Here is a 20022-nt window from a genome sequence, read left to right as displayed (position 1 = left end):
GCTCAAGCTTGATTACAGCTATGCGGACGATTCAACGGAACCCGACCATCAGATGGCCGACGACCACATCCGCTACGACATTCTGGCCCAGGAGGCTCTGCGCGGCGTCATGCGCAAGGTCCTGGCCGAGGTCGCGCGCACCGGCCTTCCGGGCAATCATCATTTCTTCATCACCTTCCTGACCGGCGCGCCGGGCGTGCGCATCTCGTCCAGGCTGCGCGAGCGCTATCCGGAGCAGATGACCATCGTCATCCAGTTCCAGTACTGGGACCTCAAGGTGACGGATGCCGGCTTCGAGGTCGGGCTTTCCTTCTCCGACGTGCCGGAAAAGCTCGAAATCCCCTTCTCCGCCGTGCGCGGCTTCTATGATCCGTCGGTCAATTTCGAGCTCGAATTCGACGTCAAGACGGAAAGCGCCGAAGACGAGGCCGTCGCTCCGGCCCCCGAGCCGGTCGCCGTCGTCCCCGAGAAGAAGGCGGAAACCAAGAAGAAGGCCGCCGAGGCCGAAAAGAAGCAGGCGGTCGCCGAGACAGGCGCCAAGGGCGCCGACGTCGTTTCGCTCGACGCCTTCCGCAAGAAGTAGCCCGGCGCCATGGGCGAGGTCATCAATCTCCGCCAGGCCCGCAAGCAGAAAGCGCGCACCGAGAAGGAACGCCGGGCCGGCGAGAACCGGGCGCTGCACGGCCGCTCGAAGACAGAGCGCGAGCGTGATAGGCTGACATCGCAGAAGGCCGAGAAATTCGTAGCCGGCCATCGCCGGGAAAAACCCGACGACCCTGGCGAGCGCTGAGTCCTGCAATGGCCGCGGTCGAGAAACGTTCGGTAACGATCCGCGGTCACCGCACCAGCTTTTCCCTGGAACAGCCCTTCTATGACGACCTCATCGCCATCGCCGCCGAGCGCTCGCTGTCGCTCGCGGCCTTGGTCGCGGAGATCGACGAGACTCGGACCCGCGACGCAAACCTGTCATCCGCGCTGAGGCTCTATGTGCTAGCCTGGGCCAAACGCGGCGCCGCCGCGCCCTAGACCGCGTTGTCGCTGACGCTTTGTTGCGTCTTGCGCCTTGCGCCAAAGCTCAGCAATGCGGTGCGGTCGCGCTCCTCCGCCTGCTTTTTCGACCTTACCCGCATCATGTCTTTCCAGCCGATATAGCCGACGAGCCGTTCATCCTCGCGTGAGACGACCGGCAGATGCGAGACATTGGCGGTGAGCAGCTTATCGGAAAGCGCCTCCAGATACTCGTCCGGATAGGCGAGCGTGATCTTGCTGCCGGCCAGCAATTCGCCGAGCGTCGCCTTGCGGTGCTTGCCGTTACGACGCCAGCGCAGGATCGCCGGCGGATCGATGACGCCGAGCACATGCCCCGCTTCATCGATGACCGGGAAGCTCGGATGCCGCGTGTCCGGAGCGGTCAGGAAGGTTGCCGCGCCATGCAGCGTCATCGTTCCCGGCACGCTCTCGACCTTGGTCGTCATCACTTCCTTGACCCTGGTCAGGGCGAAAGGATCGACGCGGTATTCGCGCACGAGATGGTGCCCGCGCCGCGCCACCTTCTCGGTCAGGATCGAGCGCTTCATCAACAGCACGGTGACCGCATGCGCGGTGGCGCAGGCCGCGATCAGCGGCACCAGCACATGCGTGTTGCCGGTGAGCTCGGTGGCGAAAAAGGTCGCGGTCAGCGGCGCGCGCATGGTGCCGCCCATCGTCGCCGCCATCGCCAGCAGTGGCCAGAATCCGGGGCTTGCCTCAGGCAAGATGCCCGAGAGCACCGCGCCCATCGCGCCGCCCATGATGAGCAGCGGCGCCAGCACGCCTCCCGAGGTCCCGGATCCCAGCGCAACCGACCAGATGACGGCCTTCACCACCAGAAGCAGCAGCGCGGCGGTGGCGACGGTGCGACCCTCGAGCATGTTGGCGATGTTGTCATAGCCGACGCCGAGCGCGTGCGGCTCGATAAGTCCGCCGATGCCGACCACCAGGCCGCCGATCATCGGCCACCACATCCAGTGTATCGGCAACTTCAGGAAGGCGTCCTCGCAGGCATAGACCAATTGCGTCAGCAGTCCTGAAAGAAGTCCGGCGGCAATGCCGATCAGCACCCAGCCGCCCAGCCCGGCGATCGATGAATCCATGCTGCCCGAGAACGGAAAGATCGGGCTCGGCAGGTGAAGCAGGCTGCGTTCGACTTCCGCAACGATTGCCGCGACGGCAACCGGGATGAAGCTGCGCGGCGTCCATTCGAACAAAAGCAGTTCGACCGCAAGCATGATGGCGGCGATCGGCGTGCCGAACACGGTCGTCATGCCGGCCGCTGCACCCGCCACCAGCAGCGTCTTGCGCTCATTGTCGCTGACCGGCAGCATCTGCGCGATCAGCGAGCCGATGGCGCCGCCGGTCATGATGATCGGGCCTTCGGCGCCGAACGGTCCGCCCGACCCGATCGAGATTGCCGACGATAGCGGCTTCAGCACCGCGACCTTGGCATCGAGCCGCGAGCGCCCGAGCAGGATTGCCTCGATGGCTTCGGGAATGCCGTGGCCGCGGATCTTCTCGCTGCCGAAGCGCGCCATCAGGCCGATGATCAGCGCGCCGATCACCGGCACGATCACGGCGGCCAGCCCAAGCGGCGTGTCCTCGAGCCTTAGCTCGGCCAGCGAGAACTGGCCGAAATAGGCGATGTTGGTGGCAAGCCGGATGAGCTGCAGGAGCACGATGCCGGCGAAGAGCCCGGCGGTCGCCACCACCACGGCGATGGCTGCAATAAACAGCACGCGCGGGTCGGTCGTGAAGTCGCGAAGATGGCCGTTGCCGGCACGAGCGGATTTCATTTTGGGAGCCTGAACTTTCTGACGGCGCGAAGAGCGTCCGGTTTCAGGTGGCCTCATATCGTAACACGATATAAACCTGCAAGGCTGTTTTCAATCGCTGCGCCGCGTCATTTTGGACAAGGATCGCGACGGCCAGTTGAGCTTTTGCAGGAAAAGACCATAAGACGGGAAATGACGCCGCCGAAACCACGCCCCGCCATCAGCCAGGCCGACTACCAGCGGCTGTCGCAGTTCCGTTATCTGATCCGCCGCTTTCTCGAATTCAGCCAGGTACAGGCCAACGAGGCGGGCCTCACGCCGCGCCAGCACCAGGCGCTGCTGGCGATCAAGGGGTTTCCAGGCGGCGGACCGGTGGCAGTGGGCGATCTCGCCGAGCGGCTGCGCATCCGCCACCACAGCGCCGTGGAACTGGTGAACCGCCTTGTCGAGGCAGGCCTGGTGATACGCGATCAGGACAAGGCCGATCACCGCCGCGTCTTGCTGCAGCTTACCCCTTTGGCCGACGATCGCCTGGCCGAACTGTCGGCCGCGCATCTCGACGAGCTTTCGCGCATCGAGCCGATGCTGCGGCGCCTGCTCTCGCGCCAAGAAGAATCCTAGGCGCTAAGATATTCAACTGGTTCCCCGACATAGGGATGTTGAGAGGTTGCCGTTTGTCTTAGAGCAAGATCTCCGTTCATTGCCGTGAAATCAGCGCAAACGCCGGGGATGGGTTGAAGCCGCCCCAACCTCGTCATTCTATGGCGGAGCTAGGAGCGAAGCGACGCGGCGCAGACCATAGAATCCATTCCGTGACTTGCAAGCGCCGCCTCGGTGCAGAATTTTGCTCCGTTGCATTCCTTGGCGAAGGTAACGGCATGGATTCCAGACGTTATGACCGTGGGTCTTCGCGACGGAGCTTCGCTCCTGCTCCGCCCTGGAATGACGATCGCGATGGCGTTTTCGGCCAATCTCCAACGCATGCCACCTGACAACGAAAACAGAGCCGACCGGTCAAATCCGTGTGCCGCGGAACTGGTCCCGCCCCCGCAGCGTAAAGCTCAGCCGCCGTCGAGCGACTTCAACAGATTGTCGATCGTGAAAGGGTTGGCCTTCGGTTTCGCCGGCGCCGGCGCCGAACCGTCGTTGACGCCCGGCAGCGACCCGTCGACCTTGCGCGTTTGCTCGGCCGCCTTGCGCGCTGCGTCCAGCTTCGCCTGCTCCGCCTTCTTGCGATCGGCTTCGGCCTGTGCCTTGGCCGCCTCGTCCGCGGCCCGCTGCTCGGCCTCGGCCTTCGCCTGTGCATCGGCCTTGGCCTTGGCGTCCGCTTCGGCCTGCGCCTTGGCGTCGGCCTCCGCCTTGGCCCTGGCCTCTTCATCCGCCTTGGCTTTTGCCTCGGCTTCTGCCTGTGCCTGCGCTACCGCTTCAGCTCTTGCCTTGGCTTCCGCCTCGGCCTTCTGCCGCGCCTCTTCCTCTTGCCGGCGCAACTCCTCGGCCGCCTTGTCGCGCTCCGTCTGCAGCGAGGCGTAATAGCGCACCTCGCGCCGCAGCCGCTGCTTCTCCAGCAGCGCCGCCTGCATCGCCTCGACCCGCTGCTGTTCCTTCTCCAGCGCGCGCTGCGTCAGGAACTGTGCAAGAGGGCCGCTGTCGAACTGGGGCGCGGCCCCGAGCGGACCGGCCAGGCTGAAATTGACGGCCGGCTCGGAACCGACCAGTGCCTCATCGCCGGGGCGATAGGTCAGCGTCCCCTTTGCCGTGACGGTGCTCGTGTTGAGATCGGCAGTCACGTCGGCGGACAAGGTCGCGCCGGGATTGTCGAGGCTGATCGGCGGCACGCGCAGCGTGCCGTTGGCGACGGTGAAGGCCACATCGGTGTCGCCGGCGGCGAAGCTGCCTTCGCCTGCGATCTGCGGCGCGAACTCCGCGGTCTTGGCCATGTCGATATCGCGTCCGATCGCATCGGCCTTGGCGATGATGGCGCCGAAGCCGTCCGGATTGATGCCGTCCACCTTCAATCCCTTCAGCGCCGCGGTGCCGGAACCGGACAGGGCGGCAATCATGGCATCGACGGATTTGCCGCTGGTCGACAACGCGGCCGAAAGATCGCCGCTGCCGCCGATGCCGGCGCCTGGCAGGACCGCGGAAAGATCGCTGCCGGCCAGCCTCATCTGGCTGGAGAACAGGCCGGTGCCCTCGGTGTTCTTCAGGTCGAACAGGCCGGTCAGCTCGCCGCCATAGAGCTTCGCCTTGAGATCGGAGACATGGATGCCTTCGCGGTCGAGCTTAAGCGAGAATGAAGCGTCATGCGCCGTCGCGAAGGGCCCGACGGCGAGCGCCGAGGTGTTGAGATCGAGGTCGGCGTTGAACGGCAGGGTCGACTTCTGGCTGAACGGCGTCGTCGGCCAGCCGCCCTTGGCGGCAGCGAAGGACTGGTCGCCGAACAGCGAGACCGCCAGCGGATCGAGGTCGAGCTCGTCGAGCGCCAGCGCCCCGGCAAGATGCGGCAGACCATCCTTGGCGTCGATATTGACGTCGCCGGACACCGCCGCCTTGTCGATCGAGCCGGTGAGACCGCTCAGCACCAGAAGCCCATTGCCGAAATCGGCATCGGCCGCCAGCGACGTCGACGTCCCCGTTCCCATGCCGGGCAGGCCTACCCCCGTCGTCATCAGCCACGGCTCGATATCGGCGGCGTCGAGATTGACCTTGCCTTTGGCGGTGGGGCCTTGCGCCGTCGAGGCGACTGTTCCGTCGAAGCTTGCCTTGAAATCATCAGCCGTCAGGTTGAAGCTTGTCGCGAGACCGCCGGCGACCGAGCCCTTCGCCGAGACGTCGGTGTTGGCGTGGCCGAGCATGCCGAGCGGCAACGCCGGCAGGCCGTAAAGCGCAAGCAGCGCGGTGGCATTGTCGTTGTGGGCGTTGAAGGTGATCGCCACCGGCGCCTCGGAGAGCTTGTCCGCGGTTCCCTTGCCGGAAAGCGAAGCCGAAAAGGCCGAACCGCCGGCCTTGCCCTGGGCCGAGAGCGCCAGGCCCGTGGTGCCGTCGCCATTGTCGGCGGCGCTGGTCAAGAGATCGATGCGCGCGTCCTGGAACAGTTCGGGATAGGCCGCCGCGCGGCTGGCCAGGCCTTTGAGCATGGCATTGTCGGAATAATGCTGGGCCGCGACGTCGATCAGCGGCTTGAGGTCCACCGCCACCACGGAAGCGTTGAGCTTGCCGGTCGGGCTTTGCGGGAAATCCTTGACCCGGCCCGTGGCGCTGATCGAGGCGCCGGCCAGGCCGCCGATCGAAAGCCGGTCGATCTCGAGCAGGCCCTCGCGCAGCCGCAGCGCCGTGTCGACGGTGTCGACGCTGAGCCCGGCAGCGCTGACCGGACCCGCCTTGATCTGGAAATCGAGATCGCGATCCGAAAAGCGGTTGGCGCCCTTGTCGCTGATGAAGATCGAGGCGAACGCCGCGAGCCCGTCCAGATCCATCTCGCCGCCCGTCAGCCGCATCAGCACCGATGGCCTGGCGCCGTCCGGCTGGCTGGAATCGATGCTGCCCGAAAATTTCGCCTTGCCGAGGATGAGCTCGAGATCGCTGAACGACTGCCGGTTCTCGCTGAGATCGACCTTGGCCTTGAAACCTGCCGCGGGCAGCCGGCGGATGGCCTCGTCGACATCCTTCGACAGCCAGGCGGCAAAGCCGGAAGGCTGTCCGACGGCCAGCAGCAACGAGCCGGTGAAGCCGAAATGGTCTTCGACGCTCAACATGCCGTCGGCTTCGAGCGTTGTGCGGCCCGGCAGCGTCGCGGCAAGCGACTTGACCGACCAGCCCCCTTCGGCCGGCTCGGCCGACAGCCGCACATCGCGCACCGTCGTGTCGCCCGCCACCACCGCCGGCAGCCTGACCTCGACCTTGCCCGGTATGGTCGGCTTCGGCATGTGCTGCAGCGTCCGCTCGAACGCCGCAATGCGCTGGTCGAGCGTGAAACCGGCGGCGGCCCCGCCGACGGCCTCGTCGAACTGCACCTGCGCCCCGCTGGCCTCGACCGAGAAATGCGGCTTCAGGCCGAGATCGACCGATGCTTTGCCGTCGGCGGTATAGGGATTGTCGAGCGGCCCGGTCTCGAAGCGGAACTCGTCGAAATTGAGCTTCTGGTGGTCGAGCGCGAACTTGCCGTTCAGCCGGAAGCCCGGATCGGGCTTGCCGGTGCTGACCTTGACCGGTTCGCCCCCGTTGCCGCGCAGCTCGGCCGAATTCCTGTCGTCACCCGAAATCTTGAACTGGCCGGAATAGACCGCGGCGCCGTTGACGATGCCGGCATTGCCGTCGGCTTCGATGATCAGCGGATAGGCATCGGGATCCGCTTTCAGCCGGAGCCGCATCTGGCCGTCCGGCTCCACCTTGCCGGTGGAAGCCGAGACGTCGGCCCGCAGGCCATCGAAGCGCAGCGTTCCGTCCATGCGCCATGGGCCGGTGAGCGCCTTGGCCGAAATCGTCGTGTTGATCTCCGAGATCAGGTGGCTGCGCCCGCCGGCGGCATGGCGCAGCTCGATCTGCCCTTCGGTCACCGACAGCTTCTCGATCGCGATCTGGCCCGGATCGAAGGGAGCCGAGGGCCGGAGCGTCCAGTCGACGGTGCCGTCACCGGCGATATTGATGACGGCTTTCGGATGTACCAGCCGCATGTCGAAGATCAGCACCTCGCCGCGCAGGAATGGTGCGAGCTCCGCATCCATGGAGAAGGTCTCGACCGTCATCGCCGGCTGGCCTTCCGGCCCGCCCGCGACCTCGACATTCGAGAAGGTCACCGACGGAAACGGCAACAGCCGCGCTGTCGCGTCGCCCTTCACCGTCACCTTGCGGCCGAGGACGGCGCTCGCCTCGCGCTCGAAATCGCCCCGGTAACCTGTCCAGTCGATGAAATACGGCACCACCAGCGCCGCGCACAGCACCAGCACGAACAGGCCACCGAAAATCACGAACAGGCGGGCGAGCATCTGTTTCCCAGGTTGAAAGTCAGCCGCACTCTACCCGCATCCGCGTGTCGATAAAGAGGCAATTCAATGCGCGGCAACGGCCGACGTCTCCAGTTGCGCGAAGGCTTGCGCTCGCGATATCTCTTTTGCGGATTCCCGCCCTTCCGGTCACGTCCTTGGCCGCGACAAATCTGAACCCAACACGGAGCGTTCCCGATGTCAGGCAAGAACTGGGACAGAGTGCCCATCGACGCGCAGAGCGTGGACGCTCCGCTGTCGCTGGCCGCGATTTTCCTTGTTGTGACCGTCGGCAGCGACAAGGCCGCGCTTTCGAATGTCGCTTCGGTGCTGGGCGAGCTCGACGATCTCGTCAAGAACGTCGGCTTCCGCGACTTGTCGGGACGCCTGTCCTGCATCGCCGGCATCGGCGCCGCGCTCTGGAACCGTCTGTCGCCCGGCCGCCGGCCGCGCGAGCTGAAACCCTTCGCGCCGATCGAGGGCTCGGCGCACTCGGCGCCCTCGACGCCGGGCGATCTGCTCTTCCACATCCGCGCCGAGCGGCCCGACATGTGCTTCGAGCTCGAGCGCATCCTGCTGGACCGCCTGGCCGGCAGCGTGACCGTCGCCGACGAGGTGTCCGGCTTCCGCTATTTCGACGCGCGCGACCTCCTGGGCTTTGTCGACGGCACCGCAAATCCGACCGGCCTCGACCTGCCCGCCTCTGCTTTGATCGGCGACGAGGACGGCGACTTTGCCGGCGGCAGCTACGTCGTCGTACAGAAATATCTGCACAACATGGCAGCCTGGAAAGAGACGCCGACGCATGTCCAGGAAGAGATCATCGGCCGCACCAAGATCGACAACATCGAGATCGATGACGACGACAGGCCGCGCAAGTCGCACAAGTCGCTGGCCACCATCGAGGACGACGCCGGCAACGAATACGACATCCTGCGCGACAACATGCCGTTCGGCCGCCCGGGTCAGAACGAGTTCGGCACCTATTTCATCGGCTATACGCGTTATCTGTGGGTGATCGAAAAGATGCTGCAGCGCATGTATGTCGGCGAGCCGGCCGGCGCCTACGACCGGCTGCTCGACTTCTCGACGCCGCATACCGGCACGACCTTCTTCGCGCCGACGCGGCCGATGCTGCAGAAGCTGGCCGAAGGCGTGGGCGAATAGCCGCCGGCCAGCGGATCAGCCCGCCGCCGGTAGGATCTTGCCCGGGTTCATGATGTTCAGCGGATCGAGCGCCTGCTTGATGGTGCGCATGACATCGACGCCATGGCCGAGTTCGTGGCGCAGGAAGCCGACCTTGCCCTGGCCGACGCCGTGCTCGCCGGTGCAGGTGCCTTCCATGGCGATGGCGCGCAAGTTGAGCCGGGCGACGAATTTCTCGGCGAGCGCGATCTCTCCAGGATTGTCGACATCCATCAGCACCAGCACGTGGAAATTGCCGTCGCCGGCGTGGCCGACGATCGGCGCGACAAGCCCCATCTCGGCAATGTCGGCCTCGGTCTCCGTGACGCATTCGGCAAGCCGCGAGATCGGCACGCAGACGTCGGTCGAAAGCCCCTTGGCGCCGGGGCGCAGCGTCAGCGACGACCAATAGGCGTCGTGCCGCGCCTTCCAGAGCTTTGTCCGCTCCTCAGCGACGCTGGTCCACAGGAACGGCCCGCCACCCTGCTCCTCGGCGATCATGCCGAACGTCTCGGCCTGCTCGGCGACGCCCGCGTCGCTGCCGTGGAACTCGACGAACAGGCACGGGCTCTCCGGATGGTCGAGCTTGGAATAGTTTTTCATCGCCCGCATCTGCAGCGCGTTGACCAGCTCGATACGCGCCACCGGAATGCCCATCTGGATGGTCGCGATCACCGTGTTGCAGGCCGCCTCGAGGCTCGGAAACGGGCAGACGCCGCCGGAGATCGCCTGCGGAATGCCCTGCAGTTTCAGCGTCAGCGACGTGATGACGCCGAGCGTGCCTTCGGAGCCGACCAGAAGCCGCGTCAGGTCGTAGCCGGCCGAGCTTTTCTTCGCCCGCTTGCCGGTCGTCACCGTCTCGCCGTCGGCCATGACGGCGGTCAGCGACAGCACGTTTTCGCGCATGGTACCGTAGCGCACCGCGTTGGTGCCGGAGGCCCTGGTCGCCGCCATGCCGCCGAGCGAGGCGTTGGCGCCCGGATCGATCGGAAAGAACAGGCCGGTGTCGCGCAGATGCCGGTTGAGGTCCTCGCGCGTCACGCCGGGCTCGACTGTGCAGTCGAGGTCCTGCGGGTTGACGGCCAGGATCCGGTTCATGCGCGACGTATCGATGGAAATACCGCCGCCCGGCGCATTGGTGTGGCCCTCCAGCGAAGAACCGACGCCGAAGGCGATGACCGGCACGCGGTGGACGGCGCAGGCGCGCACGATCTCCTGCACGTCCGCAGCCGTCTCGACGAAAGCCACGCCGTCCGGCGCCTGGGTCGGGATATAGGTGGTGGTGTGCGCGTGCTGGCCGCGTATCGCCTCGCCGGTCTGGAAGCGCTCGCCGAAGCGCTGCTTGAGGATGCCGAGCACCGCGGCGATGCCTTCCTCATTGCGTTCGACGGGGTTGAGGTCGCTCAAAGCCATGAATTCCTCCGCGAATGGACCAGTGGCCACGCTTTTAGTGCAGCTATGAATGATGCCTAAAGCAATCCTAGGAAAAGTGCCAAGCGATTAGGCTTGTGGCGACTACGTCGTAATCTTCCATCCGCCCCGTCCAGCGACCATCGAGGAAAACCAAAATGACGATCCCCGCACCGATCATTTCCGGCCCAATGGCGATCGAGAAGGAATGGATCGATTATAACGGCCATCTCAACATGGCCTACTACAACGTGCTGTTCGACCGCTGCTCGGACCAGGCGTTCGAGCTGATGGGCATGGGGCCGAACTACGCCAAGGAGCGACGCCTCACCATCTACACGGCCGAAGTTCATGTCTGCTACGTGCAGGAGTTGCACCTCGACCACAAGGTCAATGTCTCGTTCCAGCTGATCGACCATGACGAGAAGCGCCTGCGTGCCTACCAGGAAATCCGCCATGTCGACGGCTGGCTGGCCGCCACGTCCGAGTCGCTGTCGCTGCATGTCGACATGGAAGGACCGAAGGTCGCTCCCTTCCCCGCCGACGTGATGGCCCAGGTCGAGGCGATGCGCGCCGCTCATGCCGGACTGCCGACGCCGGAGCGCGCCGGCCGCTCGATCGGCATCAAGCGCAAGAGCGCTTGAAAACCCGCACGCCCGCGTTAACCTTACCAAGGTTTTAACGTGAACAAGTCGGTTGAGTCCGTTGAACGACTCACTGGCGCGTTCGAAAACCGCCGTACCGGGTTTGCGCGGGGGCGGCTGGCGGAATGCGGTGCGAGGATAGTGCATGAAAACCGACATCAACGTCGAAGTGGAGCGCTTGGCGGCCGATCCACGCATCACCGACTATGATTTCTGGCGATCGCTGAAGAACGTCAACAACGAGATCTTCCACATCGCCAACAACAACGAACCCATCCCGTTCGACATGATCCGCTGGCGCGTGATCCTGAAGCAGGCGCGCATGAAGCGCGGCCACGCTTGATTCATCGTCGCTGCCTCATCCTCCCAGTCATAGCTGCCGAGTCATAACCGCCGAATCATGGCTGCTTGAACCCGCCCAGCGGCGAGCGCGGCTCGACCGGTGACGATTGGATGATCGCGGTGTTGGTCATCGCATAGGGAATGATCCGGTCGATCACCCGCTCGAGCTCGCTCACCGAGCCGACATGGGCGAGCGCGACGAAGCAGTCCTCGCCGGTCACGCGGTCGCATTGCGCGATTTCCGGCAGCTCGCGGATGATGTCCGCCACCACGGAAAGCTGTCCCGGCACCGGCCTGATTCTCAGCCATGCGGACAGCTTCATGCCGAGAGCGGCCGGATTGATCCTGACCGTATACGCCTCGATCACGCCGTTATCCTGCAGCTTGCGGATGCGCTCCGCCACGCTCGGCGCCGACAGCCCGACCGCACGCGCCAGTTCCGCCGTGCTGATGCGCGCGTCCTTTTCCAGGAGCCGCAGGAGCTTCAGGTCGATCGCGTCCAGATCGACATTTTCACTTCGAAGGTTTTTCAAGCCAAACCTCTCCCATCAGAAAGCAAAGCGTCAATCGAGCCATTCATTACACATGTAATCCGCGAGTTCCGCCTGCGATAATGCTCGCATGAAAACGCAAACGCAAATTCCGGCTGCAAACCGGGCCGCCGCCGATGCGCACCCAGCCCTCGCCGGCCCCACCATGGTTGCCAGAACGGCCGACGCGTTGCCGCCGCATGTCTGGTTCTGCGTCAGCGCCGTGTTCCATTATCTCGGGCCGGCCTTCGCCGTGCTGCTTTTCGCTCAGGTCGGCGTGCTCGGCATGGCCTGGCTGCGCATCGCCACCGCCGCCCTCGTCTTTGCTCCCCTGACCAGGCCCTGGCGCGTTTTCGCCCGCGCCGATCGCCCTCAGCGACTTCTGCTGCTGGCATTCGGCATCTGCCTGGCGGTGATGAACTGCTCGTTCTATCTGGCGCTCGACCGGCTGCCGATCTCGCTGGTGGCGGCGATCGAATTCGTCGGCACGATCGCGGTCGCGCTGGTTGGCCTGCGCAGCCGGCGCAACTTTGCCGCGCTCGCCATTGCCGTTGTCGGCACCTTGCTGCTCATCGACGTGAAATGGTCCAGCGATCCGGTCGGCCTGTTCTGGGCCTTTTTGAACGGCGCCCTGTTCGTCGGCTACATCGTGATCGGTCACCGCGTCGCCCAGGCAGGCATCGGCATCGCCGGCCTCGGCGCCGCCATGGCGGTCGCCTTCCTCATCGTGTTGCCCATCGGCTTTCGCGAGGCGCTGCCCGCCTTCGCGTCGCCGCAACTGCTCGGCGCCGCGATCGGTGTCGGCATCTGCTCCTCGGTCATCCCCTACATCTGCGACCAGCTCGCCATGGCGAGGTTGCCGCGCGCGAGCTTCGCGCTGATGCTCTCGCTCCTGCCGCTCACGGCGACGCTGATCGGCGTCATCGTGCTGCGCCAGGTGCCAAGCCTCACCGATTGCGTCGGGATTGCACTGGTCATCGCCGGGGTGGCCTTCCACAAGCCGGCGGCAAACGCCTAGTGGCACTGCACAGGGATTTTGACCGGTCGGCTCTGTTTGCGTTGGCAGGTGGCACGCCTCGGAGATTGGCCGAAACGCCCATCGCGATCGTCATTCCAGGGCGGAGCAGGAGCGAAGCTCCGTCGCGAATATCCTTCGAATCCATGCCGTTACCTTCGCCAAGGCGTGCAACGGAGCAGAATTCTGCACCGAGGCGTCGCTTCGAAGTCACGGAATGGATTCTATGGTCTGCGCGCGTCGCTTCGCTCCTTGCTCCGCCATAGAATGACGAGGCTGGGGCGGCTTCAACCAATTCCCGGCGCCGTTTCCGTGAAACAGTGAAACGCCCTGGTTCTCCGACACACGGATTTTGAAAGGTTGCCGTTTGTCACTCTTCCTGGAATTGCTCTGGACCGCTCGGCTATGCAAGCTTCTCCTTCAGGAAAGCAATCGTCCGGCCCCAAGCGAGGTCGGCGGCCCTCTTGTCATAGCGCGCGGCCGAGGTGTCGTTGTTGAAGGCGTGGTTGGCGCCCTCATAGACATACACCTTGTATTCGACATGGGCGGCGTCGAGCGCCTTCTTATAGGCGTCGATGCCGGCGTTGGTGCGTTCGTCCAACCCGGCATAGTGAAGCAGCAGCGGCGCCTTGATCTTTTGAGCGTCCTCGGCCTTGGGCTGCATGCCGTAATAGGCGACGCCGGCGCTGAGGTCGGGCGCATGGACGGCGAGTTGGTTCACCGCGCCTCCGCCCCAGCAGAAGCCGACCGCCCCGACCTTGCCGTTGCCATCCTTGAGGCCCTTGAGATAGGCGATCGTCGCAACGCCGTCGGCGGCGACTCTGGCCACGTCGAGCTTGGTGAACATGTCGCGCGCCTTGTCCTCATCGGACGGCGTGCCGCCAAGCGGCGACAGGAAGTCCGGCGCCAACGCGATGAATCCCTCCAGCGCCACGCGCCGGGCGACATCGCGGATATGCGGGTTCAGCCCCCTGTTCTCGTGGATGACGATGACGCAGCCGAGCTTGCCTGACTGGTTCGCGGGCTTGACCAGATAGCCCTTCATCTCGCCGCTTGAGACGGGATAGGTGATGTCCTCGCCCTTAACGCGGCTGTCGTCCTCGGAGACAATCGCCGCCTTTGCGGAATTGGCCGCCAGCATCGGCGCGATCGCGGCCGCCGCGGCACCCGAGCCCGCCAGCTTCGTCAACTGCTCCATGAAGCGGCGGCGGTCGAGCGTCAGATGCGTGTATTCGTCATAGGCGTCGATCATCGCCTGGGTGATGATAGGCTGCGTGATGGCGGGCTTTGCAACGGGTTCGGTCATGGCTGTCCTCGACGACGATTGGCAGATCGAACCGCAAGATAGGGTCGAGTATCGCACGGTCCAGTCACGCCCCGGTGACGACCCATATGGGCGGAACCCTGGTGGAGCCAACCCGCCGTCGCGCCGACAAGCCAGCGCGATTCATCACATTTTGGTCATTTCCGAAAGGCTTGATGGTGCTGTCACATTAGGACGTGAAGTTGCCGGATCGGCTTCACCGATACGAATGACGAAAAAGGGGAATGCCATGAACGTCCAGGATATCATCAACACCGTTTCCTCGAAGGCTGGCCTCGACGAGCCGACCACCGAGAAGGTTGTGGGCACCATTTTTTCCGTGCTCGAGCATGAGGCTGAAGGCACCAGCGTTTCGTCCTTCTTCGACCAGATTCCCGGCGCCGATGCGTTGGCCCAGAAATACGACGTGATGGCCGCCAGCGCGACGGCCAATTCGGGCGGCGGGCTTCTGTCGTCGCTGCAGGGCGCGCTGGGCGGCGTGCTGGGTGAAAAGGCCGGCGCGCTGATCAACGGCATCGCCGCGCTCAAGGCGTCCGGCCTCGACATGGCGCAAATCCGTCAGGCCGGCGAGACCTTGATCAAGCAGGCCGAGGTTGCCGCCGGCCCCGACCTGACCAATCAGGTGCTGGACCAGGTGCCCAGCTTGCGCGGTCATCTCGGGCTTTGAGGCCTGACGCCGCCCTGTCCTATTTCGGCATCGTGTAGGCCATCACGTAATCGCCCGGCTTCGTGCCGACCGAGCCGTGGCCGCCGGCGACGATGACGACGAACTGGCGGCCGTCGGCCACCGTATAGGTCATCGGCGTCGACTGGCCGCCCGCCGGCAGCCTCGCCCGCCAGAGCTGCCTGCCGGTGGTGAGGTCGTAGGCCCGAAGATAGTCATCGACCGCCGCGCCCAGGAAAGCGACGCCGCCAGCCGTGATCATCGGCCCGCCGATGCCGGGAACGCCGACCTTCAGCGGCAAAGGCAGCGGTGTCATGTCGTAGACGGTGCCGTTGCGGTGCTTGTAGGCGATGTTTCCCGTCTTGAGATCGACGCCGGCGACATAGCCCCAGGGCGGCGCCTGGCAGGGAATGCCGAGCGGCGACAGGAACGGTCCCATCACCACCGCGTAAGGCGCGCCCTCGTTGCGGTTCAGCCCCTGCTCGCTGCCCTTGGTGTCGCCCGGCGGCGGCACGTCCGCGCGGGGGATGAGCTTCGAGGTGAAGGCGAGATAGGTCGGCATGCCGAACATCACCTGCCGCACCGGATCGACCGCGACGCCGCCCCAGTTGAAGACGCCGAAATTGCCGGGATAGATCAGCGAGCCCTGAAGCGAGGGCGGCGTGTAGCGTCCCTCATAGCGCAGCTTCTTCAATTCGATCCGGCACGCCAACTGGTCGAACATGGTGATGCCCCACATGTCGGCGCCGGTCAGCGGCTTCGGATTGAAGGACAGATCCGAGGCCGGCTGCGTCGGCGAGGCATGATCGCCCTCGATCGCGCCGCCGGGCGCCGGCACGTCCTTCACCGGAATGATCGGCTCGCCGGTGCGCCGGTCGAGCACGTAGAGATCGCCCTGCTTGGTCGGTCCGACCAGCGCCGGCACGACGCCGCTCGCCGTAGTGATGTCGACCAGCGACGGTTGCGCCGGCACGTCCATGTCCCACAGATCGTGATGCACAGTCTGCCGCACCCAGCGCAATTGCCCGGTGTTGAGGTCGAGCGCGGTGATCGAGGAGGAGAACTTCTCGACATTGGCGCTGCGGCCCATGCCGAGCTGGTCCGGCGTCTGGTTGCCGAGCGGCACGTAGATCAGCCCGAGCTTCTCGTCGACGCTCGCGGTCGACCACATGTTGGGCGAGTTGTGGGTGTAGGTCTGCCCGGCGGGCAGCGGCGTCGTCACATCCGGATTGCCGGAATCCCAGTTCCACAGCAGCGCGCCGGTGTTGACGTCGAAGGCGCGGATGACGCCCGACGGCTCCTCGGTCGAGTAATTGTCGTTGACCGCGCCGCCGACGATGATCTTGCCGCCGACGATCAGTGGCGCCGATGTCGAATAGTAATAGCCCGACTTCGGATAGGGCATGTTGGCCATCAGGTTCAGCGTGCCGCCCTCGGCGAAGGACGGACACACCTGCCCGTTCGCGGCGTCGAGCGCGATCAGCCGGGCGTCGGAGGTCGGCAGATAGATGCGCGCGGCGCAAGGCTGGCCGGCGGCGATCTTGGCGTCGGCATAATAGGACACGCCGCGGCAGGTCTGATGCTGGCGGTTGGGGTCGAACTTGATCTTCGGATCGTAGCGCCACTTCTCTTTGCCGCTCGCGGCATCGATGGCGATGGCGAAATTATGCGGCGTGCAGATGAACAGCGCGTCGCCCACCTTCAGCGGCGTCACCTGATAGGTCGTCTCGCCGATATCGTCGGGGCCTTTCACGTCGCCGGTGCGATAGGTCCAGACCGGCTGCAGCTTGGCGACGTTGTCCGGCGTGATCTGGTCGAGCGGTGAATAGCGCTGGCCGAAGGGCGTGCGGCCGTAGAACTGCCACTCGCCCGCCGGCATGTCGCCGCCGAGATTGGCGGCCGTCGCCGCCTTTTCGGTGCCCAGCGTGCCGCCGATATCCATGGGATCGGCGGTCATCGAATAACCGGCGACCGCGAGCGAGGCGAGCACGGCCAGGATCAGCGGCGCGCGTCCGTCCGGCCCGAGCAAGCCCCGCCTTGCCCACGGCGTCAGCAGCCACAGCGCGATGAGCACGATGACGCCGCCGCGCGGGCCGAGCTGCCACCAGTCGAAGCCGATTTCCCAGACCGCCCAGGATAGCGTGGCCAGTACGAACAGCGCGTAGAGCCAGAGCGAGGTCGACCGGCGCCTGAACAGCAGCCAGGCGGTGATCAGGAAGACCAGGCCGGCGACCAGATAATACCAACTGCCGCCCAGCGCGATGAGCAAGATGCCGCCGCCGCCGAGAATGAGACCGATGAGGAAGAGGACGAGGGAGGTGATGGTGACAGCCAAGACGGTGCTCCTTCGACTGTTGCGCCTTCGCGGCCGCTTTCAGGCGACGGCGAGCCGTCCCTGCCCTGCCGGCAGCTTTCCCTCACCCGCTCCGGCTGTCAAGTTGCGGCCAGACACGCGAAACTAGAACAAAACGTAGACAGTTCTGGTCTTTCGCTGCCGAATCACTACATTCGGGAGCGATGTCGGGCTTTTCCGAGGACATGCCTTTTTTCGATGAACCGAATGCGCGGCCCGCTGCGGCTCCATCCGGCATAGCCGCGCGCGCCATGGCCGCCCGCAGCGGCCAGAACGGCGTGCCCGATTATCTCAAGGGCCTGAACCCGGAGCAGCGGCTCGCCGTCGAGACGACCGAAGGCCCGGTTCTGGTGCTGGCCGGCGCGGGCACCGGCAAGACGCGGGTGCTCACCACGCGCATTGCCCATCTCCTTGCCACCGGCAGGGCCTTTCCCTCGCAGATCCTGGCCGTCACCTTCACCAACAAGGCCGCGCGCGAGATGAAGCAGCGCATCGGCATCCTGATCGGCGAAGGCAATGTCGAGGGCATGCCTTGGCTCGGCACCTTCCACTCGATCGGCGTGAAGCTGCTTCGCCGCCACGCCGAGCTCGCCGGACTGAAATCGGACTTCACCATCCTCGACACCGATGACGTGGTGCGGCTGATCAAGCAACTGATCCAGGCTGAGGGGCTGGACGACAAGCGCTGGCCGGCCAAGACCTTCGCCCAGATGCTCGACAACTGGAAGAACAAGGGCCTTGGCCCCGATGAAATCGCGGAAGGCGATGCGCGCAGCTTCGGCAACGGCAAGGGCCGCCAGCTCTATAAGGCCTACCAGGAACGGCTGCAGACGCTGAATTCCTGCGACTTCGGCGACCTGCTCTATCACCCGATCCGAATCTTCCGCGCCTACCCGGACGTGCTGAAGGAATACCACCGCAGGTTCAAATACATACTGGTCGACGAATACCAGGACACCAACACCGCGCAATACATGTGGCTGCGGCTTCTGGCGCAGCGGCCCAATTCTAGGCGCAAAGGCGCTGACGCCGGCGGCAGGCCAATCTCCCCCCAAGTGGGGGAGATTGGAGCCAGCGCCGTTAATATCTGCTGCGTCGGCGACGACGACCAGTCGATCTACGGCTGGCGCGGCGCCGAGGTCGACAACATCCTGCGCTTCGACAAGGATTTCCCGGGCGCCACCATCATCCGGCTGGAACGCAACTATCGCTCCACCGCGCATATATTGGGCGCCGCCTCCCACCTCATCGCCCACAATGAGGGCCGCTTCGGCAAGACGCTGTTCACCGACCGCGACGACCCCGAGGACGACAAGGTGCACGTCCACGCCGCCTGGGACTCGGAGGAAGAGGCCCGGGCCATCGGCGACGCCATCGAGGCCTATCAGCGGCAGAAGCACAATCTCAACGACATGGCGATCCTGGTGCGCGCCTCCTTCCAGATGCGCGCCTTCGAAGACCGTTTCATCACGCTGGGCTTGAACTACCGCGTTATCGGCGGCCCGCGCTTCTACGAGCGCCTGGAAATCCGCGACGCGCTTGCCTTCTTCCGCGTCGTCGCCAATGGCGGCGACGACCTCGCCTTCGAGCGCATCGTCAACGTGCCGAAGCGCGGTCTGGGCGAAGCCACCATCCGCCAGATCCACGATACGGCCCGCGCCATGCGCATCCCGATGCTGGAGGCTGCCGCAACCCTCGCCGAAAGCGACGAGCTGAAGCCGAAGCCGCGCGCGGCGCTGCGCGAGGTCGCAGCCAATTTCGAGCGCTGGCAGAAGGCTCTGGAAACCACCCCGCACACCGAACTCGCCGAGACCATCCTGGAGGAGAGCGGCTACACCGACATGTGGAAGAACGACCGTTCGGCGGAGGCGCCCGGGCGGCTGGAAAACCTCAAGGAGCTGATCCGCTCCATGGAGGAGTATGAATCGCTGCGTTCCTTCCTCGAGCATGTCGCGCTGGTGATGGAGGCCGAGCAAGGCGAATCGCAAGATGCGGTCTCGATCATGACGCTGCATTCGGCCAAGGGTCTTGAATTCGAGACCGTCTTCCTGCCTGGTTGGGAGGAAGGCCTGTTCCCGCATCAGCGTGCGCTGGATGAAGGCGGACGCTCCGGCCTCGAGGAAGAGCGCCGGCTCGCCTATGTCGGCCTGACGCGCGCCAAGAAGAACCTGCATATCTGGTTCGTCTCCAACCGCCAGATTCACGGCCTTTGGCAATCGACGATTCCGTCGCGCTTCGTCGATGAATTGCCCGAAACCCATATCGATATTGCCGACAGCGGCAACAGCTACGGCGGCTACGGCAATCCCTATGGCGGTGGCTCGTTCGCTTCCGGGCGCGGTGGCGGCCGGCAAAACCCCTACGGCGCCTCGCGCTTCGACAATATCGGCGCCAAGGACCAGGGCAGCTTCTCCAACACTTATGCAACGCCCGGCTGGCAACGCGCGCAGGCGAACCGCACCGAGGCGACCGACCGCAACTGGGGCACCCGCTCCGGCCACCAGGTCGAGCGTATCGGCTATGGCGAAACCGATTCAGGCTACGGCGCCGGCCGCACCAGCGTGAAAGGCCGCACCATCGAGGGCGAGCTGGTCGCCAAATCCGTCGCCGACACGCCATCCGCCTTCAATGTCGGCGACCGCGTCTTCCACCAGAAATTCGGCAACGGCAACATCGCGGCCATCGACGGCAACAAGCTCACCATCGACTTCGACAAGGCCGGCCAGAAGCGGGTGCTGGACGGGTTTGTCGCGCCGGTGTGACCGG

At 65.0% G+C, this 20022-nt stretch carries 16 protein-coding genes; 10 read left to right on the top strand and 6 right to left on the bottom strand.

Going from position 1 to position 20022, the window contains the following annotated elements:
- The first annotated feature begins 52 nt into the window (after positions 1-52).
- Genes FJW05_RS00175 through FJW05_RS00165 form a run of 3 tightly spaced genes read left to right on the top strand, consistent with a single transcriptional unit; the run spans position 53 to position 1026 of the window.
- A complete protein-coding gene (locus FJW05_RS00175; protein WP_140545386.1) occupies positions 53-583 on the top strand; it encodes an SspB family protein in 531 nt (176 codons plus the stop codon).
- 9 nt (positions 584-592) lie between these two features.
- Complete coding sequence (locus FJW05_RS00170; protein WP_140626866.1) at positions 593-790, top strand: DUF4169 family protein; 198 nt, start codon at positions 593-595, stop codon at positions 788-790.
- Positions 791-798: 8 nt separating this feature from the next.
- Complete coding sequence (locus tag FJW05_RS00165) at positions 799-1026, top strand: ribbon-helix-helix domain-containing protein (RefSeq protein WP_140545388.1); 228 nt, start codon at positions 799-801, stop codon at positions 1024-1026.
- On the opposite strand, the gene FJW05_RS00160 is transcribed toward FJW05_RS00165, so the two are convergent.
- Positions 1023-2828, bottom strand: a complete 1806-nt coding sequence (locus FJW05_RS00160) for a chloride channel protein (protein ID WP_140626864.1) — start codon at positions 2826-2828, stop codon at positions 1023-1025. The genes FJW05_RS00165 and FJW05_RS00160 overlap by 4 nt on opposite strands.
- Positions 2829-2999: 171 nt before the next feature.
- Here FJW05_RS00160 and FJW05_RS00155 point away from each other — a divergent pair, with 171 nt between their 5' ends.
- Positions 3000-3428 (top strand): helix-turn-helix domain-containing protein, encoded by a 429-nt coding sequence (locus FJW05_RS00155; protein WP_140626862.1) that lies wholly within the window; start codon positions 3000-3002, stop codon positions 3426-3428.
- 440 nt (positions 3429-3868) lie between these two features.
- Here FJW05_RS00155 and FJW05_RS00150 read toward each other — a convergent pair whose 3' ends face one another.
- On the bottom strand, positions 3869-7792 hold the full coding sequence (locus FJW05_RS00150; protein WP_140626860.1) for an AsmA-like C-terminal region-containing protein: 3924 nt from the start codon (positions 7790-7792) through the stop codon (positions 3869-3871).
- A 195-nt stretch (positions 7793-7987) separates the two neighbouring features.
- Between FJW05_RS00150 and FJW05_RS00145 the strand changes: the two genes are divergently transcribed.
- A complete protein-coding gene (locus FJW05_RS00145) occupies positions 7988-8956 on the top strand; it encodes a Dyp-type peroxidase (protein WP_140626858.1) in 969 nt (322 codons plus the stop codon).
- A gap of 15 nt (positions 8957-8971) precedes the next feature.
- On the opposite strand, the gene FJW05_RS00140 is transcribed toward FJW05_RS00145, so the two are convergent.
- Positions 8972-10387 (bottom strand): FAD-linked oxidase C-terminal domain-containing protein, encoded by a 1416-nt coding sequence (locus tag FJW05_RS00140; RefSeq protein ID WP_140626856.1) that lies wholly within the window; start codon positions 10385-10387, stop codon positions 8972-8974.
- A gap of 155 nt (positions 10388-10542) precedes the next feature.
- On the opposite strand from FJW05_RS00140, the gene FJW05_RS00135 reads away from it, so the two are divergent.
- Together FJW05_RS00135 and FJW05_RS00130 are read left to right on the top strand one after the other, a co-directional pair.
- Positions 10543-11028 (top strand): thioesterase family protein, encoded by a 486-nt coding sequence (locus FJW05_RS00135; protein ID WP_140626855.1) that lies wholly within the window; start codon positions 10543-10545, stop codon positions 11026-11028.
- A 145-nt stretch (positions 11029-11173) separates the two neighbouring features.
- Complete coding sequence (locus FJW05_RS00130; RefSeq protein WP_140626853.1) at positions 11174-11371, top strand: hypothetical protein; 198 nt, start codon at positions 11174-11176, stop codon at positions 11369-11371.
- A gap of 55 nt (positions 11372-11426) precedes the next feature.
- Here FJW05_RS00130 and FJW05_RS00125 read toward each other — a convergent pair whose 3' ends face one another.
- Entirely contained in the window at positions 11427-11903 is a 477-nt protein-coding gene (locus FJW05_RS00125; RefSeq protein ID WP_140626851.1) for an Lrp/AsnC family transcriptional regulator, read from the bottom strand.
- A gap of 163 nt (positions 11904-12066) precedes the next feature.
- Here FJW05_RS00125 and FJW05_RS00120 point away from each other — a divergent pair, with 163 nt between their 5' ends.
- Entirely contained in the window at positions 12067-12918 is an 852-nt protein-coding gene (locus FJW05_RS00120; RefSeq protein WP_140626849.1) for a DMT family transporter, read from the top strand.
- 400 nt (positions 12919-13318) lie between these two features.
- Here the strand turns inward: FJW05_RS00120 and FJW05_RS00115 are convergent, their stop codons facing one another.
- Positions 13319-14221, bottom strand: coding sequence for a dienelactone hydrolase family protein (locus FJW05_RS00115; protein ID WP_140626847.1), 903 nt, complete (start codon positions 14219-14221; stop codon positions 13319-13321).
- Between the two features lie 247 nt (positions 14222-14468).
- Between FJW05_RS00115 and FJW05_RS00110 the strand changes: the two genes are divergently transcribed.
- Positions 14469-14906, top strand: coding sequence for a hypothetical protein (locus tag FJW05_RS00110; protein WP_140626845.1), 438 nt, complete (start codon positions 14469-14471; stop codon positions 14904-14906).
- A gap of 19 nt (positions 14907-14925) precedes the next feature.
- Here the strand turns inward: FJW05_RS00110 and FJW05_RS00105 are convergent, their stop codons facing one another.
- Positions 14926-17238 (bottom strand): glucose/quinate/shikimate family membrane-bound PQQ-dependent dehydrogenase, encoded by a 2313-nt coding sequence (locus tag FJW05_RS00105; RefSeq protein WP_140626844.1) that lies wholly within the window; start codon positions 17236-17238, stop codon positions 14926-14928.
- A 182-nt stretch (positions 17239-17420) separates the two neighbouring features.
- On the opposite strand from FJW05_RS00105, the gene FJW05_RS00100 reads away from it, so the two are divergent.
- On the top strand, positions 17421-20018 hold the full coding sequence (locus tag FJW05_RS00100) for a UvrD-helicase domain-containing protein (protein ID WP_140626842.1): 2598 nt from the start codon (positions 17421-17423) through the stop codon (positions 20016-20018).
- The last annotated feature ends 4 nt before the right edge of the window (positions 20019-20022 follow it).

This window comes from Mesorhizobium sp. B2-9-1 (assembly GCF_006439455.1).
In the GTDB taxonomy this organism is placed as follows: Bacteria; Pseudomonadota; Alphaproteobacteria; order Rhizobiales; family Rhizobiaceae; genus Mesorhizobium.
The sequence above is the reverse complement of the archived record's forward strand: the minus strand, read 5'-3'. Positions and strand labels throughout refer to the sequence as shown.

Bases quoted from the DNA above. Each gene is read 5' to 3' on its own strand.
- FJW05_RS00175 (WP_140545386.1), top strand. From the start codon at position 53: ATGGCCGACGACCACATCCGCTACGACATTCTGGCCCAGGAGGCTCTG.
- FJW05_RS00170 (WP_140626866.1), top strand. From the start codon at position 593: ATGGGCGAGGTCATCAATCTCCGCCAGGCCCGCAAGCAGAAAGCGCGC.
- FJW05_RS00165 (WP_140545388.1), top strand. From the start codon at position 799: ATGGCCGCGGTCGAGAAACGTTCGGTAACGATCCGCGGTCACCGCACC.
- FJW05_RS00160 (WP_140626864.1), bottom strand. From the start codon at position 2,828: ATGAAATCCGCTCGTGCCGGCAACGGCCATCTTCGCGACTTCACGACC.
- FJW05_RS00155 (WP_140626862.1), top strand. From the start codon at position 3,000: ATGACGCCGCCGAAACCACGCCCCGCCATCAGCCAGGCCGACTACCAG.
- FJW05_RS00150 (WP_140626860.1), bottom strand. From the start codon at position 7,792: ATGCTCGCCCGCCTGTTCGTGATTTTCGGTGGCCTGTTCGTGCTGGTG.
- FJW05_RS00145 (WP_140626858.1), top strand. From the start codon at position 7,988: ATGTCAGGCAAGAACTGGGACAGAGTGCCCATCGACGCGCAGAGCGTG.
- FJW05_RS00140 (WP_140626856.1), bottom strand. From the start codon at position 10,387: ATGGCTTTGAGCGACCTCAACCCCGTCGAACGCAATGAGGAAGGCATC.
- FJW05_RS00135 (WP_140626855.1), top strand. From the start codon at position 10,543: ATGACGATCCCCGCACCGATCATTTCCGGCCCAATGGCGATCGAGAAG.
- FJW05_RS00130 (WP_140626853.1), top strand. From the start codon at position 11,174: ATGAAAACCGACATCAACGTCGAAGTGGAGCGCTTGGCGGCCGATCCA.
- FJW05_RS00120 (WP_140626849.1), top strand. From the start codon at position 12,067: ATGGTTGCCAGAACGGCCGACGCGTTGCCGCCGCATGTCTGGTTCTGC.
- FJW05_RS00115 (WP_140626847.1), bottom strand. From the start codon at position 14,221: ATGACCGAACCCGTTGCAAAGCCCGCCATCACGCAGCCTATCATCACC.
- FJW05_RS00110 (WP_140626845.1), top strand. From the start codon at position 14,469: ATGAACGTCCAGGATATCATCAACACCGTTTCCTCGAAGGCTGGCCTC.
- FJW05_RS00100 (WP_140626842.1), top strand. From the start codon at position 17,421: ATGTCGGGCTTTTCCGAGGACATGCCTTTTTTCGATGAACCGAATGCG.